Genomic DNA, 14,164 nt, shown 5'->3' with positions numbered 1-14,164 from the left:
GTTCCGACTCCCACACAACGAAACAGTCGAGTCGACCTGGTGGGATTGCATTCAGAGCGCGCCACGGAGCACGCACCCCGGCTTCAGCGCTGTCTGACACATCAGTCGACCAGCAGCGCGGGCTCCTCGAGCACGGAGGCGACGTCGGCGATGAAGCGGCTCATGCCGTCGCCGTCGATCACGCGGTGGTCGAACGATCCGGCGACCGTCGTCACCCATCGAGGACGCACCTCGCCGTCGACGACCCACGGCTTCTGACTGATGGTGCCCATCGCCACGATGCCGGCCTCGCCGGGGTTGATGATCGGGGTGCCGGCATCCATCCCGAACACACCGATGTTCGTGATGGTGATGGTGCCGCCCTGCTGATCGGCCGGCGGGGTCTTGCCCTCGCGCGCGGTCAGCGTCAGACGGTTCAGCGCTCGAGCCAGGTCCTTCATCCCGAGGTCCTGCGCGTCCTTGATGTTCGGCACCAGCAGGCCGCGCGGGGTGGCGGCGGCGATCCCGAGGTTCACGTAGTGGCGCACGGCGATCTCCGCGCCGGCCTCCGTCTCGATCCACGCCGCGTTGACCATGGGCGTGCGGCGGGCCGCCCAGATCACGGCGCGGGCCATGATCAGCAGCGGCGAGACCCGGATGTCGGCGTAGTCGGGCGAAGCCTTGAGGCGCTTGACGAGTTCCATCGTGCGGCTGGCGTCGATCTCCTTCCACACCGTCACGTGCGGGGCCGAGTACGCACTCTGCACCATCGCCGAGGAGGTGGCCTTGCGCACACCCTTGACCGGGATCGACTCGGTGCGGTCGTCTCCCGCGGCCGACGGCTGGGTCGGAGCCAGACCACGCGCGAGACCTGCCGGTGCGGCCTGCGGAGCGGGCACGGTCTCCTCGCGCACGGTCCCCCACTCCGGGGTCTCGATGTTGCGGAAGACACTCGCCTGCGAAGCGTGCTTCATCACGTCATCCCGGGTGACCTCGCCGTCGGAGCCGGTCGCGGCGACCGTGGTGAGGTCGACGCCGAGGTCGCGGGCGAGCTTGCGGATCGGCGGCTTCGCGATGACACCGACCGAGGAACGCACCGGACGCTCGGCCGGGCGCTTACGACGGGAGGTGGCCCCACCTCCCGTGCCGTATCCGACCAGCACCGAGCCGCCGCCCTCTTCCGCGGCCGGAGCAGCGGGTGCAGCCGGAGCCGCGGCCGGGGCGTCGGTCACGAAGGTGATGATGGGCGTGCCGACCTCGACCGTCGTGCCCTCCTCGACGAGGAGCTCGCCGACCACACCCGCGTGCGGAGACGGCAGCTCGACGAGGGACTTCGCCGTCTCGATCTCGCAGATCACGTCGTTGATCGCGACCGTGTCGCCGGGGGCGACCTTCCAGGCCACGACCTCGGCTTCGGTCAGCCCTTCCCCGACGTCCGGGAGGTTGAAGTTCTGCGTGCTCATGATTGATCCTCTCGTGGACCGCGTGCATAACTCCGCAATTCCGACACGGAGCGCGTCATCCGAACAGGGCTTGAGCCCCACCCGAGCTTTTCTTGAGGAGTTGTGCACATGGACGGACGGTCAGTAGGCCAGGGAGCGATCGACGGCCTCGAGGATGCGGTCCGCATCCGGGAGGTAGGTGCCTTCGAGCTTCGCGGGCGGGAACGGGGTGTCGTAGCCGGAGACGCGCAGCACCGGGGCCTCGAGCGCATAGAACGCCCGCTCCATCACGGTCGCCGCGATCTCGCCGCCGATGCTGCCGAAGCCCTGCGCCTCCTGGGCGTAGACCATGCGTCCGGTCTTGCGCACCGAGTCGAGGATGGGCTCGTAGTCGACCGGCGACAGTGAACGCACGTCGACGACCTCGCAGCTCGTCCCCTCGGCCTCGGCGAGCGCGGCGGCCTGCAGCAACGTCGTGACCATCGCGCCGTGTCCGACGAGCGTCACATCGCTGCCGGTGCGGACGACGCGTGAGGAGTGTAGCGGCACAGCGGAGGCATCGAGCTCGACCTCGCCCTTCTGCCAGTACCGGCTCTTCGGCTCCATGAAGATCACCGGGTCGTTCGACGCGATCGCCTCCTGGATCATCCAGTACGCATCGTTGGGCGTCGACGGCGAGACCACGCGCAGGCCGGGAGTGTGCGCGAAGTACGCCTCCGGGCTCTCCTGGTGGTGCTCGACCGCGCCGATGTGCCCGCCGTAGGGGATGCGGATCACGATCGGCATGCTGATCGCACCCTCGTGCCGGTTCGTGAGCTTGGCGAGCTGTGTCGTGATCTGGTCGAACGCGGGGAACACGAATCCGTCGAACTGGATCTCGATGACGGGGCGGTACCCGACCATCGCCATGCCGATCGCGGTCCCGACGATCCCCGACTCGGCCAGCGGGGTGTCGAGCACCCGGCGGTCGCCGAAGTCGCGCTGCAGGTGCTCCGTCACACGGAAGACGCCGCCGAGCTTGCCGATGTCCTCGCCCATCAGCACGACCTTCGGGTCTTCCTCCATGGCCTTGCGCATCCCCGCGTTCAGCGCCTTGCTGAGCGGCATCGTCTCGAGGGTCACTGGGCTCCTCCTTCGAACGACGCCTCATACTGCGCGCGCCAGGCCTTCTGCTGGTCGATCAGCGGATGCGGCTCGCTGTACACGTGGTCGAACATCTTGTCCGGGCTGGGCGGCCCCAGCTCGACCGTGCGGGCGCGCAGATCCTCCGCGGCGTCCGCCGCCTCGGCCTCCACGTCGGAGAACAGCTGCGCCGATGCTCCGCGGCCTTCGAGGAACGCGCGCATCCGGACGATCGGGTCGCGCCCGGCCCAGTACCGCTCCTCGTCGCTGCCGCGATACTTCGTCGGGTCATCGCTGGTGGTGTGTGCGCCGAGCCGGTAGGTGACCGCTTCGATCGCCTGCGGACCCTTGCCGCTGCGGGCCTCGTCGAGAGCTGTGCGGGAGACCGCATAACTGGCGAGCACGTCGTTGCCGTCCACGCGGACGCTCGGGATGCCGTAGCCCGCGCTGCGCTGCACGAGCGGAACCCGCGACTGCGTCGAGACCGGCACCGAGATCGCCCAGTGATTGTTCTGCAGGAAGAACACGGTCGGCGCCTGATAGCTCGCGGCGAAGACCATCGCCTCGTGCACGTCGCCCTGACTGGAAGCGCCGTCGCCGTAGTAGACGATGACCGCTTCGTCACGGTCGGCCTCACCGGTTCCGGTGCGGCCGTCGAACACGAGTCCCATCCCGTAGCCGGCCGCATGCAGCGCCTGCGAACCGAGCACCAGGGTGTACAGCCGGGTGTTGCCGTTCTTCGGGTCGGTCGGATCCCACCCGCCATGCGAGACGCCGCGCATCAGTTTGATGATGTCGACCGGATCGACGCCGCGGATGCGGGTGACCGCGTGCTCCCGGTAGGAGGGGAAGATCGTGTCCTGCGCTCGGGCGGCACGACCGGAGCCGACCTGCGCCGCCTCCTGTCCCCGGCTCGGCGGCCAGAGCGCCAGCTGCCCCTGTCGCTGCAGGTTCGTCGCCTGGGTGTCGATCGCACGGATGACGACCATGTCCCGGTAGAACTGCTCGAGCTCGGCATCGCTGATCGCCTCGATCAGGGGAAGGTATCGCTCAGCGGCGGCGGACGGAGCGAACCGTCCGGTCTCGTCCAGAACGCTCACAAGGGGTGTCTCGGAGGTGGTCACGCTCTCACGCTACCCGCGCCCGCATGCCCGGTCACGCATACCTAGGACGCCCTTGCAACTGCCCGGAAACCGGAGAAACACGGGCGAAGACGCCCGGGCGACACGTTCAGCGGACCGAAGACGCGACCTCGAGCACGCGGGCGATGGAGGCTTCCTCGCCGACGGAGATGCGAATGCCGTCTCCGGAGAACGGACGGACGATGAGGTCGTTGGCGACGAACGCCGCGGCCACGTCGTCGGTGCGCTCTCGCGTGGGCAGCCACACGAAGTTCGACTGCGAGTCGGGGACGTCCCAGCCCTGCGCGCGGAGCCCCTCGGCCAGGCGGTCACGGCGCTCGACGATCACGGCGACGCGCTCGAGGAGCTCCGCCTCGGCGTCGAGGCTCGCGATCGCGGCGTTCTCCGCGGCGGAGGTGACCGAGAGCGGGATGCCCGTGGTGCGTGCGGCGTCGAGCACCTTCTCGTGCCCGATCGCGTAGCCGACGCGGAGACCGGCGAGGCCGTACGCCTTCGAGAAGGTCCGCAGCACCACGACGTTCGGGTGCGCGTCGAACACGCGCTCGGCGAGACCGTCGACCGCATCCGGGGCCGTGACGAATTCGGCGTACGCCTCGTCGAGGATGATCAGGACGTCGTTCGGGACGCGCTCGACGAAGGCGGCGAACTCGGCCGAGGTGACAATGGGCCCGGTCGGATTGTTGGGCGTGCACACGATGATCGCGCGGGTGCGTTCGGTCACCGCATCCGCCATGGCGCCGAGGTCGTGGCGGGAATCCGCGGTGAGCGGCACCTGCACCCCGGTCGCGCCGGCCACGAGCGGCAGGCTCGGGTACGCCTCGAAGGATCGCCAGGCGTAGATGACCTCGTCGCCCTCCGACGCGGTCGCGAGGATCAGCTGATGCAGGATCGACACGCTGCCGGACGCGACGTGCACCTGGTCGGGCTCGACCCCGTAGCGCGCACCGAGTCGTTCGCGCAGACGAGTCGCGGTGGCATCCGGGTAGCGGTTGACGGGCGTCGTCCGCTCCAGTGCCTCGAGCACGGAGGGCAGCGGATCGAAGGGGTTCTCGTTGCTGGACAGCTTGAACGCGTCTGGCCCCGCTTGCTTGCCCTGGCGGTACGGCGCGAGTGCGGCGATGGCAGGACGGATGCGGGGCAGGATCGGCTCGGTCACGAGGTCGAGTCTACGAGGACCGCGGCCGTGGCAGCAGTGTCGATACGCTCTGTTCCCGCGCGATGCACGGTGGTACCATTTTGGTATGGCGATGACGGTGCGACTTCCGGAAGAACTCGATGCGCAGCTCGGCGAGCTGGCATCACGACGACACACGTCGAAGCACGCCCTCCTGATCGAGGCGGCGGATCGCTTCCTCCGCGAGGAGGTGACCACCGAGCAAGCGGTGGGCATCGCCCGCGGCATCTCCGACCGGTACGCGGACCTTCTCAAGAAGCTCGAAGACGCATGACCCGGTACCTCGAGCTTCCACACGCCGTCGCGGTCGCCGAGGAACTGGGCCTCCACATCCGAGACATCGGGCTCCTCTCCTCTGCCCTGGCCCGTCCCTCCAGTTCGATGTTCGGTGTCGAGGCGTACCCGGACCTCGAAGTCAAGGCTGCCGCCCTCCTGTCCTCGTTGAGCCAGAACCACCCTCTGTTCGATGGGAACAAGCGCTACTCCTGGATCATCACTCTCACGTTCCTCGAAATGAACAGCATCGTCATCGACATGAACACGGACGTAGCCTTCGACCTCATCCTCCGTGCAGCCCAGAGCCTGGCCGATCTCGACGAGATCGCCGCACTGCTCCGCTCGAACCGACGCTGAGCGTCCGCGCGATCAGCGCCGCCGCAGGCTGACAGCCGCGGACGTCCGTGGGACACTGGTCGGACTATGCGCTTCCTCATCCGCGTCGTCGTCAACGCCTTCGCCATCTGGGTCGTCACCCTGATCCCGGCTCTGCAGGTCGTGATCACGCCCTTCCCGCCCGGCGAGACCCTGCAGCTGGTACTCACCCTGCTCGCGGTCGCCGCGATCTTCGCGCTCGTGAACACGATCATCGGCACCGTCGTGAAGATCGTCGCGTTCCCCCTCTACATCCTCACGCTCGGCCTGATCGGCTTCGTCATCAACGGCTTCCTGCTGTGGCTGACGGCATGGATCACGAGCGGCTTCGGTTGGGGCCTCGCGGTCGGCGACTTCTGGTGGGGCGTGCTCGCCGCGCTCATCATCTCGGTGATCAACGGCATCTTCGGCTTCATCCTGCGCCCGCAGAACAAGAACTCCCGCCGCGACTGAGGCCCGGGCCTCGAGCCGGAGCGTCGTCCCGCTCAGCGGGGTGTCCTCTCGGCGCGGTACTCGGTGCGTTCGATCTCCACCGCGGTGGCGAGCTCGGCCCAGTAGGCGTCGAGGGACTCGGCTCGCGGATCATCCGACACATCGACCATCTCGGCCGTCTCGATGTACGTCTCGAGCGCGTGCGCCCGCAGCGCGACATCCTGGAGCCCGGCCCGAGGATCACCGACACGCGTGGCCGTGAAGCTGTCCGCCGACCCGGTGCCCGCCGCCGACCCACCCGCGGCGAGGTTCGAGACCAGGTCATCGGAGTGACGAAGCTGGATGAGCGTCTGATCGTGACCCAGCGAAGGCTGCTGCGGACTCCCCGCAGTCACCTGCATGCCGACGTCGTAGGGGCTCTCCGTCGCCAGGTGCGCCGCGATCATGCCCCCTTGCGAGTAGGCGACCACGTCGACCCGGTCGCCGGGCTCCGCCCCCGCCTCGGTCAGCGCATCGAGGGTCGCCTGGTACGACGCCGATGTGTGTCCCTGATACAGCTCGACGTTCGACTTCATGTCCCACGGCTCCTCCTTCCCGCCCTCCCACGGCGCACCGTTCCTCGTTCCCGCGATGTACGTCACGAAGCGGGTCCCCCCGTCGGCCATCGTGTACTTCTCCACCGCGACCTGTGCGGTCGAGGACGGCATCCGCCGGAGCGCGCCGGCGAGGTTCTGCGGCGCGGCAGGGGTCGAGGCCTTGACCGGAGTCACCCGGATCGGATCCGGCCGCCCCTTCAGCGGCGCCCCTGCGACCACCGCGCCGAGCCCCGTGGCGACGCCGATGAACGCCCCGGCCAGGAACAGAGGAGAGAGCAGGCCGCCCGCGTCGAACTGGCGTCCCGCCCCCTGGAACCGCCGATCCTCCCAGCCCGCCACCAGCCACTCGGCCATCGCCCCGACCCGCTCGTCGCCGCTCACCAACTGCTCCAGACGCGCCTCGGCCGCTGCCGCTGCCGCCGCATCGGTGAGGGCCAGCGCCTCGACCTCGGCCCGCAGCTCGACGACCTCGAAAGCATCGGCCATCAGCTCCGTGCCTACGCACGCGTCGAGGAGTTCGGCCGCCACGGCGCCGAGTCGCTCCGCACTCGCCGCCAAGGCGTGCACATCGACCTGCGGACAGGCGGCCGGTGCCGAGAGGATCACCTCCTGCGCTCGCACGACCGCGGAACGGGCGTCTTCGTAGCGCTCGGCCACGCCACGCATCCGGGATCCGACGTCGCGCAGCTGTCCGGTGTCGACGGCGATCGCCCCGCCGTGCCCGATCTCGAGCCCGCTCACCCCTGCGCTCCGAGCTCCCATTCGCGCACCGTCAGGTGTCCGAGTTCGACGCCCGTCTCCTCTCGGAGCCGTCCCAGCAGGTCGTGCAGCGCACGGAATCCTTCGGACTGCCAGCCCGCGTCGTCGACGAGTCCCACCAGCGCCGCACCCGCATCCTCCAGCATCGACACGGCCGCCCCGATCTCTCGGTGGGCGACGAGCCGAGCCCAGACCTCGGCGGAGGTGAACACACGTCCAGGGGAGAGCGAGTACATGGCTTCAGCCTGCGGGATCGGCCGACGTCTCTGAGCGCCATACCCACGGCCGGTGGAGAGGTGGGCCATCCTCCACGCTGTGCAGGATGGCCCGAGGCGGGCAGAATGTACCTGTGACGTCCCCCGTTCCCTTCCGCGTGATCTTCGTGTGCACAGGGAACATCTGCCGCTCCCCCATGGCCGAAGTCGTGTTCCGCGACCTCGCCGAGAAGCAGGGACTCGGGTCGCGCATCGTCTCTCGCAGCGCCGGAACCGGAGACTGGCACCTCGGCGAGCGCGCCGACGAACGCACGATCGAGTCGCTCTCCCGCCGCGGGTACGACGGCTCGCTCCACCGCGCACGGCAGTTCACGTTCGCCTCGTTCGCCGAGAACGACCTCGTCGTCGCACTCGACCGCACGCACGAGCGCATCCTGCGGGAGTGGGCGCGCGACGAAGATGAGGAGGGCAAGGTCACCCTGCTGATGGCCTTCGACCCGAACGCCTCGACCCACGATGTCCCCGATCCCTACTACGCCGGGGCGGAGATGTTCGATTCGGTGCTCGGTATGATTGAGACGGCGACCCGGGGTCTGTTCCGCCAACTCGAGCCCGCCCTGCGCCAGCCCCGCACGCCCCGCATCTGAGGGGCCCGATCAGGAGGACTCCCCTGACTTTCCAGCCTTCGCTCCCGCCGCAGCCCCTGAGCCCGCTCGACGGTCGCTACCGCGGCGCCGTCACCGGTCTCGCCGACTTCCTCTCCGAAGCCGGACTCAACCGCGCGCGGGTCGAGGTCGAGGTCGAGTGGCTGATCGCCCTGACCGACCGCTCGCTGTTCGAGACGTCGCCGCTCTCGGACGCGGACAAGGATCGCCTGCGCGCGCTGTATCGCGACTTCGGCCAGGCCGAGATCGACTGGCTCGCCGAGAAGGAAGCCGTCACGCAGCACGACGTGAAGGCGATCGAGTACCTCGTGCGCGACCGTCTCTCGACGCTCGGCCTCGACGCCATCGCCGAACTCACGCACTTCGCCGCCACGAGCGAGGACATCAACTCCGCCTCGTACGCACTCACCGTGAAGCGGGCGGTCGAGCAGGTCTGGCTCCCCGCTCTCGACACCGTCATCGCGAAGCTCCGCGAACTCGCCGTCGAGCACGCCGATGCGGCCATGCTCTCCCGCACGCACGGCCAGCCCGCGACCCCGTCGACCATGGGCAAGGAGCTCGCGGTGTTCGCGTGGCGTCTGGAGCGCGTGCGCGGTCAGATCGCGGCATCCGACTACCTCGCCAAGTTCTCGGGTGCGACCGGGACCTGGTCGGCGCATCTCGCGGCCGACCCCGACGCCGACTGGCCCACCATCGCCCGTGAGTACATCGAGGGCATGGGGCTGGGCTTCAACCTCCTGACGACCCAGATCGAGTCGCACGACTGGCAGGTCGAGCTCTACGACCGTGTGCGTCACGCCGGCGGCATCCTGCACAACCTCGCCACCGACATCTGGACTTACATCTCGCTCGGGTACTTCGCGCAGATCCCGGTCGCCGGGGCCACCGGCTCGTCGACGATGCCGCACAAGATCAACCCGATCCGCTTCGAGAACGCCGAGGCGAACCTCGAGATCTCGGGCGCTCTGCTCGCCTCGCTCGGCCAGACGCTCGTCACCAGCCGCCTGCAGCGCGACCTGACCGACTCGACCACGCAGCGCAACATCGGTGTGGCCTTCGGACACTCGCTCCTCGCGCTCGACAACCTGCGTCGCGGCCTCAACGCGATCTCGCTCTCGCGCGACGTGCTGCTCGCCGACCTCGACGTGAACTGGGAGGTGCTCGCCGAAGCCATCCAGACCGTCATCCGCGCCGAGGTGGTGGCCGGTCGGTCCACGATCACGGATCCGTACGCGCTCCTCAAGGAGCTCACGCGCGGTCACCGGGTGGGCGCGGCCGAGCTCGCGACGTTCGTCGAGGGCCTCGAGATCGGGGATGCCGCCAAGCAGCGACTCCTCGCGCTGACCCCCGCGACCTACACCGGCATCGCGGAGCGCCTGGCCCGCTGACCCGCTCTCGCCGCTAGGCCGGTTCGCCGGAGTGGCGCTCGACGTGATCGCGCGGCATGAACGCGGCAGCGAGCAGCGTGAGCATGGCCGTCGCGGCGACGGCGACGAATACCCACACCGAGGCGTGGATGATCGTCTCCGGGTCGTCGGCGCCCGCACCCTGCGCGATGACCGCGTTGGAGATCGCGCCGAACACCGCCACGCCCACCGCACTCCCGGCGGAACGAGCGAAGGCGTTCATGCCCGTCACGGCACCGCGTTCCCCCCAGCCCACCGAGGACTGTGCGGCGATCAGGGTCGGGGCGGCCGACCAGCCGAGGCCGAAGCCGAGCACGAACGCGATCGCCGACATCACGAACGGGTTCGGCCACGAGGAGACCGCGGCGAGCACGGTCGCCGCGAACGTGGCGATGCTCATGCCGATCAGGGTGGTGCGGCGGAAGCCGATGCGCAGGTACAGTCGTCCGACGTTCGCCGCGGCGATGGGCCAGCCGAGCGTCAAGGCGGCGACCGCCAGACCGGACAGGAGGGGCGCGATGCCCAGTGACCCTTCCAGGTACGCGGGGGCGAAGCTGGTCACACCGATCATGAGCGCCCCCACCCCGAGTGACACGAGCGTGGTCGTCAGGATCAACGGCCGCGCCGCGAGCCGGAGGTCGACGATCGGCTCCGCCGCCCGCCGCTCGACCATCGCGAAGAACGCGAGGGCCACGACGCCCACCCCGAAGCAGAGCGCACTCGGCACGGAGATCCAGTCCCAGGCGTTCCCACCCTCGAGCATCCCGAGGATGAGGCCGGTGAGCCCGATCGTGAGCAGGACGGCCCCGGCGTAGTCGATCCGGTGCCGACGGGTCTGCTTCTCCTCCTTGTACTTGAGCTGCAGCATCCACGCGGCGATCAGACACAGGGGGATGTTCACCCAGAAGATCCATCGCCACGCGTCGAGCTGCGCGAAGATGCCGCCGAGCGCGGGTCCGACCACGGAAGAGACCGCCCACACGCTCGCGATGTACCCCTGCACCTTCGCGCGCTCGGCGACCGTGTAGATGTCGCCCACGATCGTCATCGCCATCGGCGCGACCGCGCCCGCGCCCAAGCCCTGGATGAGGCGGAACAGGATGAGCGCGGGCATGCTCCACGCGAACCCGCAGAGCACGGAGCCGAGCAGGAACAGGGCGATCCCGAGGAGGATGATCGGCTTGCGGCCCACCGTGTCGGCGAACCGGGAGTAGATGGGGACGCTCACCGCCTGCGCCAGCAGATACACCGAGAACAGCCAGGGGAACTGCTGGTAGCTGCCGAGATCGCGGACGATGCTCGGGACCGCGGTCGCGAGGATCGTGGCGTCGATCGCGATGAGGCCGGTGGCGAGCATCAGCGCGCCGAGGATGGGGCCTCGCGCCGAGCGGAGTCCGATGGAGGCGCGGTCGACGGGGGCGGTCACTTCAGGAACAAGCGGTCGGACGGACCGACTATTCCGGACGAGGGCGGAATAGCAGGGGATGCCGCACGCCCGACGGTCACGACGAAGCCGCGCGTCCGGGCTGCTCGCCGTCCGCCTCGCCCTCGGGCTCGGGGTCGGGGTCGTCGTAGAGCACCGGACGGTCGATGGTCTTGGTGACATCGGCGGGGTCGACCGCCAGAATCAGCATCGCGAGGATCAGGAGCGTGACGATGAACGCGCCACCGCCGACCACGAGGCCGAGCGCCACCGGGGTCAGCCCGTCATAGCTGCCGTTCGCGATCGCCGTGTTCACCCTGGCGGTGAAGGCTCCGGTCGAGACCAGGGTCACGACCATGGCGAAGACGCCGCAACCCAGCGCGATCAGCAGCAGGTGCAGCGGGCGCAGGATGTCCCGACGGGTGGGCTTCTCGTCGCTCATCGCGTTCCTCCGTGCTCCGCAGCGGCGGTGTCGTCGTTCGATTCGGAGACCGCGGTGACGGTGTCCACTCGCTTCGGGGTGAGGCCGGCGATGCCGAGGAAGACGGCGAGGATCGCCGCGTACCCACCGAACATCCCGACGCCGAGGATGATGCCGGACAACACGAACGTGCCGGCCTTCTCGATCGTGTACTCCTGGACGAAGCCGGCCGGGATCAGCAGCAGCACGATCCCGAGCAGCACCCCCAGCGCGCCGACGGTGATCGCATCACGGGACAGCGGATCGGCGTTTCGACGAGAGCGGATGCCGGCGAGGAGCTCGATGCCGCCGCTCAGGATCGCCCAGGTCGAGACGACGATGAAGAACAGGTCATCGGAGCGCCAGGCCGGGATGCCGCTCACGGCGCCAGCGAGGGTGCCGAGGACGCCGAGCAGGATGTACGGCCAGCGGGACCCCGCGGGGAGCACCAGCCACGCGGCCAGCAGCTGGATGAGCGCGGTGACGAAGACGAAGCCGCTGAACACCGAGAGGCCGACGGGAGCGGAGTGGTCCGACGAGAAGGTGATCATCAGGGCGGCGACGGCGGCGAACAGTGCGCGCAGCAATTGCACGTGGCGCATGGTGAATGCGCGAGCAGGGGCAGACATGACGATCCAGAGTCCTCCGGGGTGTTCCTCCCAGTCTACGCGGGGGCGCAGAGCCGCAACGCCCGCGGCGTGCGGAGGAGGTTTCGTGAAGCCCGGCGGATCTCCCCAGATCGATTGCCGGGCTTCACGACGTACGCAGCAAGGGGGGGCATCACTGCGTCAGGCCGGTCCTCGCACGGTCGGGCACCCTACCTGCGACGACGGCCAAGTGACCCCACATGCCCACCCGGTCCCCTGAGGTATGCGCGTGCGGTCGTATGCTCACTCTAGGGCGGTGGGCTTCACATACCGGATGGGGGCTGTGATGAGTTACGAATATGACGCGCGCAGACCCGGATCCGGCGCATTCGCGGGCGCGCTGCGCGACGCGATCAACGCCAGGGACGTGACACTCTCCTGGTTGCAGCAACAGCTCAATGCGCGCGGGAACCGCGTCTCGATGGCCACCCTGAGCTACTGGCGCTCCGGCGCCCGGCACCCCGAGGGCGTGCAGTCGCTCGCCGCACTCGCCGACATCGAGGACCTCCTCCGACTCGAGGCCGGGGCCCTGAGCAGGCTTCTCCGGTCGACGAACCGCACGGGACCGCTCGGGCCCAATCAGTTCCCGATCGATGAGGAAGAGCTCGAGCGCGCGGTCATGGACGCGTTCCAGGCGCTCGGTGCGTCGTATCCCGACACCTCCCGAGAGCTCACGACGCACTCGGTGACGGATGTCGGGGCCGACGGCAACATCGCCTACAGCGTCACCCGCAGCATCGTGCAGTCCACGGTCGGCACCATCACGGCGATCCCGTTCCTGGAGATCACTCCCGGGGTTCGCACGCCCGCACCCGTGATCGAAGCCGTCTCCGGAGGCAGGATCGCCGCACGGTACTCCCACCCCGATGGCGAGGTCCACGGGGTGCTGTTCGAGCTTGACATCCCGCTGACGGCCCCGGACACCGCGATGGTCGAGTGGTCGGCGGAGTATCCGCCCGACTACCCGGAGACGCGCGACACCGGGCACGCGCTGGCCCAGAAGGCCCGGGAACTGCTGGTGTGGACCCGTTTCCATCCGGACGCGATCCCGGACTGGTGCGAGGAGCACCTCGAGACCCCTGAAGGCGTGACCCTGACACCGCTGCCGCCACCCCGAGGCACCTCGGTGCACCTGGTGCGCCGGGCGTTCGGCCCCGGTGCGCTCGGCCTGCGCTGGGGATACGGACCCCGCGAGGATCAGCCCGGCTGATCACCGGTCGCCACCGGGCGGCCAGGGGTGTTCGACCACTGGCTCCAGGATCCGGGGAACACCTTCGCCTCGATGCCCACCTCGTGCAGGACCAGCGCGGTGTGCGCGGCGGTCACGCCCGAACCGCAGTACGCAGCCACCGGTGTGCCCGGGGTCACCCCGACCGCCGCGAGGGTGGCGAGCACGGTATCGGTGTCGAGGAGTCTCCCCTGGTCGTCGAGGTGGAGCGTGGTCGGCAGGTTGCGCGCGCCCGGGATGTGACCGGCCACCGGGTCGAGCGGCTCGGTCTCGCCGCGGTACCGCTCGGGGGCGCGCACGTCGAGCAGGACTCCGGTTTCCGGGAACGCCGCCGCCTCGTCGATCGTGAGGGCATCGCGCCCGATCTCCTCGAGCACCACGTCGCCGGGCTCCGGGCTCACGTCATCGGTCGCGACCTCGAATCCCTCGGCCTGCCACCCGCGGAGGCCGCCGGCGAGCACGCGCACGTCGACCCCTGCCTGCCGCAGCAGCCACCACGCGCGCGCCGCCGCCGTGCCCTTGGCATCGTCGTAGGCGACCACCGTGTCGCCCGCGCGGACGCCCCAGCGCCGGGCCGCGGCCTGGAGCGTGGCCGTCGACGGCAGCGGGTGCCGTCCGTCCGAGGGCTCTCCGTGCGTGGAGAGCTCCGTGTCGAGCGCGGCGAACACGGCGCCGGGGATGTGTCCCGTGAGGTAGTCGTCGTGCCCCGCCTCCGGGCGATCCAGCCGCCACCGCACATCGATCACGCGCACCGGTGCGCCCCGGGTCAACAGGTCGTTCAGCTCGACGGCACTCACGAAGTCGCTCATGCTGCGAGGCTACC

General features: G+C 69.3%; 16 protein-coding genes. 6 read left to right on the top strand and 10 right to left on the bottom strand.

Annotation, left to right across the window (positions count from 1 at the left end):
- Window positions 1-101 precede the first annotated feature (101 nt).
- The 4 genes from LVJ59_RS16880 to LVJ59_RS16865 form a co-directional block, all read right to left on the bottom strand.
- Window positions 102-1,442 (bottom strand): dihydrolipoamide acetyltransferase family protein, encoded by a 1,341-nt coding sequence (locus LVJ59_RS16880; RefSeq protein ID WP_232763886.1) that lies wholly within the window; start codon window positions 1,440-1,442, stop codon window positions 102-104.
- A gap of 120 nt (window positions 1,443-1,562) precedes the next feature.
- On the bottom strand, window positions 1,563-2,528 hold the full coding sequence (locus tag LVJ59_RS16875) for an alpha-ketoacid dehydrogenase subunit beta (protein ID WP_232763961.1): 966 nt from the start codon (window positions 2,526-2,528) through the stop codon (window positions 1,563-1,565).
- Between the two features lie 11 nt (window positions 2,529-2,539).
- Window positions 2,540-3,667 (bottom strand): thiamine pyrophosphate-dependent dehydrogenase E1 component subunit alpha, encoded by a 1,128-nt coding sequence (locus LVJ59_RS16870; RefSeq protein WP_232763885.1) that lies wholly within the window; start codon window positions 3,665-3,667, stop codon window positions 2,540-2,542.
- A gap of 106 nt (window positions 3,668-3,773) precedes the next feature.
- Window positions 3,774-4,841 carry a histidinol-phosphate transaminase gene (locus tag LVJ59_RS16865; RefSeq protein ID WP_232763884.1) on the bottom strand — a complete coding sequence of 356 codons (1,068 nt, stop codon included), beginning with the start codon at window positions 4,839-4,841 and terminating at the stop codon, window positions 3,774-3,776.
- An 85-nt stretch (window positions 4,842-4,926) separates the two neighbouring features.
- Between LVJ59_RS16865 and LVJ59_RS16860 the strand changes: the two genes are divergently transcribed.
- From LVJ59_RS16860 to LVJ59_RS16850, 3 genes are all read left to right on the top strand, one after another.
- Window positions 4,927-5,133, top strand: a complete 207-nt coding sequence (locus LVJ59_RS16860) for a ribbon-helix-helix protein, CopG family (protein ID WP_047524198.1) — start codon at window positions 4,927-4,929, stop codon at window positions 5,131-5,133.
- Complete coding sequence (locus tag LVJ59_RS16855) at window positions 5,130-5,492, top strand: type II toxin-antitoxin system death-on-curing family toxin (RefSeq protein WP_232763883.1); 363 nt, start codon at window positions 5,130-5,132, stop codon at window positions 5,490-5,492. Before LVJ59_RS16860 ends, LVJ59_RS16855 begins: the two co-directional genes overlap by 4 nt.
- A 66-nt stretch (window positions 5,493-5,558) precedes the next feature.
- Window positions 5,559-5,963 (top strand): phage holin family protein, encoded by a 405-nt coding sequence (locus LVJ59_RS16850; RefSeq protein WP_047524196.1) that lies wholly within the window; start codon window positions 5,559-5,561, stop codon window positions 5,961-5,963.
- Between the two features lie 32 nt (window positions 5,964-5,995).
- Here LVJ59_RS16850 and LVJ59_RS16845 read toward each other — a convergent pair whose 3' ends face one another.
- Together LVJ59_RS16845 and LVJ59_RS16840 are read right to left on the bottom strand one after the other, a co-directional pair.
- A complete protein-coding gene (locus LVJ59_RS16845; RefSeq protein ID WP_232763882.1) occupies window positions 5,996-7,279 on the bottom strand; it encodes a hypothetical protein in 1,284 nt (427 codons plus the stop codon).
- Complete coding sequence (locus tag LVJ59_RS16840; RefSeq protein WP_232763881.1) at window positions 7,276-7,533, bottom strand: hypothetical protein; 258 nt, start codon at window positions 7,531-7,533, stop codon at window positions 7,276-7,278. The genes LVJ59_RS16845 and LVJ59_RS16840 overlap by 4 nt, the downstream gene beginning before the upstream one ends.
- Before the next feature lie 86 nt (window positions 7,534-7,619).
- Here LVJ59_RS16840 and LVJ59_RS16835 point away from each other — a divergent pair, with 86 nt between their 5' ends.
- Complete coding sequence (locus tag LVJ59_RS16835) at window positions 7,620-8,159, top strand: low molecular weight protein-tyrosine-phosphatase (RefSeq protein ID WP_208526489.1); 540 nt, start codon at window positions 7,620-7,622, stop codon at window positions 8,157-8,159.
- 23 nt (window positions 8,160-8,182) lie between these two features.
- Window positions 8,183-9,565: an adenylosuccinate lyase gene (purB, locus tag LVJ59_RS16830; protein WP_232763959.1), complete on the top strand. Its 1,383-nt coding sequence runs from the start codon at window positions 8,183-8,185 to the stop codon at window positions 9,563-9,565.
- A gap of 13 nt (window positions 9,566-9,578) precedes the next feature.
- Here purB and LVJ59_RS16825 read toward each other — a convergent pair whose 3' ends face one another.
- The 3 genes from LVJ59_RS16825 to LVJ59_RS16815 form a co-directional block, all read right to left on the bottom strand.
- Entirely contained in the window at window positions 9,579-11,009 is a 1,431-nt protein-coding gene (locus LVJ59_RS16825) for an MFS transporter (protein WP_232763880.1), read from the bottom strand.
- 76 nt (window positions 11,010-11,085) lie between these two features.
- On the bottom strand, window positions 11,086-11,448 hold the full coding sequence (locus LVJ59_RS16820; protein WP_232763879.1) for a hypothetical protein: 363 nt from the start codon (window positions 11,446-11,448) through the stop codon (window positions 11,086-11,088).
- Entirely contained in the window at window positions 11,445-12,095 is a 651-nt protein-coding gene (locus LVJ59_RS16815) for an acyl-CoA synthetase (protein WP_134352497.1), read from the bottom strand. Before LVJ59_RS16815 ends, LVJ59_RS16820 begins: the two co-directional genes overlap by 4 nt.
- A gap of 304 nt (window positions 12,096-12,399) precedes the next feature.
- On the opposite strand from LVJ59_RS16815, the gene LVJ59_RS16810 reads away from it, so the two are divergent.
- Window positions 12,400-13,323, top strand: a complete 924-nt coding sequence (locus LVJ59_RS16810) for a hypothetical protein (RefSeq protein WP_232763878.1) — start codon at window positions 12,400-12,402, stop codon at window positions 13,321-13,323.
- On the opposite strand, the gene LVJ59_RS16805 is transcribed toward LVJ59_RS16810, so the two are convergent.
- The gene (locus LVJ59_RS16805; RefSeq protein ID WP_232763877.1) at window positions 13,311-14,150 is read right to left on the bottom strand and encodes a sulfurtransferase; all 840 of its coding nucleotides are present in this window, start codon (window positions 14,148-14,150) and stop codon (window positions 13,311-13,313) included. The two genes, LVJ59_RS16810 and LVJ59_RS16805, sit on opposite strands and share 13 nt — an antisense overlap.
- Window positions 14,151-14,164 lie beyond the last annotated feature (14 nt).

Source organism: Microbacterium sp. KKR3/1 (genome assembly GCF_021272365.1).
GTDB classification, from domain to species: domain Bacteria; phylum Actinomycetota; class Actinomycetes; order Actinomycetales; family Microbacteriaceae; genus Microbacterium; species Microbacterium aurugineum.
This window is presented reverse-complemented; position numbering and strand designations above follow the sequence as displayed.